General features: G+C 73.9%; 1 protein-coding gene and 1 riboswitch. The gene reads left to right on the forward strand.

Annotation, left to right across the window (positions count from 1 at the left end; genetic code table 11):
- The first annotated feature begins 219 nt into the window (after nucleotides 1-219).
- Nucleotides 220-388: riboswitch (cyclic di-AMP (ydaO/yuaA leader) on the forward strand.
- Between the two features lie 5 nt (nucleotides 389-393).
- Nucleotides 394-1,149 carry a M23 family metallopeptidase gene (locus E1283_RS36335; RefSeq protein WP_132822411.1) on the forward strand — a complete coding sequence of 252 codons (756 nt, stop codon included), beginning with the start codon at nucleotides 394-396 and terminating at the stop codon, nucleotides 1,147-1,149.
- Nucleotides 1,150-1,215 lie beyond the last annotated feature (66 nt).

The raw sequence follows: 1,215 nt of genomic DNA on the forward strand, positions 1-1,215 counted from the left end.
CGTCAAACGGCCCGCGCCCCGCGGGGGTTGCGCGGGCGCCCCCGACGCCGCGGTCGCGCTCCGTGACGTGGGGAAAGCGCAGCGCGGCGTCCCCGTATCGTCCGTCACATCCCACCCGCCCCACCTTTCTTGTCTTGTCCGATTTCCTCGGCTTACGGTGCTGGCCGCGCCGCGATCCCGTGGCGAGCCGTCGTCGGAACGCCGAGTCCTGCCACCGGCGGCGGTCGAGCACCACTTCCGCATGGCAGGAGCGGGGGACCCACCTTCCGCCGGTCGTGCGCCGCGCGCACGCCGGCTCGGGGTGAAGCCACCGTCGATCCACGTCGGTGGCCGGGCAGACTCCGGCCCGAACCCGACAGCTCACCTCGTAGGCGGTGGAGGAGGAGCTCACCCATGTCCGCACGCGGACGTCACCGCCGCCAGCGCGCCCGCGCCCGGCACATCTCCCGCATCACGCTGATGCTGACCGCCGGCGGCGCCGGCATCGTCCTGCCGCTGCTCGCCGCCGGTGGCGCGCAGGCCGCCTCGGCCGAGACCTACGAGGTCAGGGCGGGCGACACCCTCGTCGCGATCGCCGCCGACCACGACGTCGACGGCGGCTGGCGCGCGCTCTACGCCGCCAACCAGGACGTCATCGGCGACAACCCCCGCCTGATCAAGCCCGGCCAGGAGCTCAGCCTCGACGTCGCCGGCGTCGCCACCCAGTCGGCCCCCGCCGACCAGACGGCCGCCGACTCCGCCGCCTCCGGCTTCACCGTGCCGACCACCGGCGGGATCGGCACCGCCTACGGCGTGGCCGGCTCCATGTGGTCCTCGGGGCACCACACCGGCGCCGACTTCCCGGTGCCCTCCGGCACCCAGGTCGTCGCCGTCACGTCGGGCCAGGTCGTCAGCGCCGGCACCGTCAACGCCTACGGCAACGAGGTCGTCATCCGCCACGACGACGGCCGGTACAGCCAGTACGCCCACCTGTCCTCGATCTCGGTCAGCGCGGGGCAGAGCGTCTCCGCCGGCGACCCGATCGGCCTCTCCGGTTCCACCGGCAACTCCACGGGGCCGCACCTGCACTTCGAGGTGCGCACCACCCCCGACTACGGCTCCGACATCGACCCGATCGCCTATCTGCGGGAGAACGGCGTCACCATCTGACGTCCACCCCCGTCCCCCTACGACAGGGCCCCGTCGCGCTTCCCCCTCGCCGACGGGGCCCTGTCC

This window comes from Streptomyces hainanensis (assembly GCF_004348415.1).
GTDB classification, from domain to species: Bacteria; Actinomycetota; Actinomycetes; order Streptomycetales; family Streptomycetaceae; genus Streptomyces; species Streptomyces hainanensis.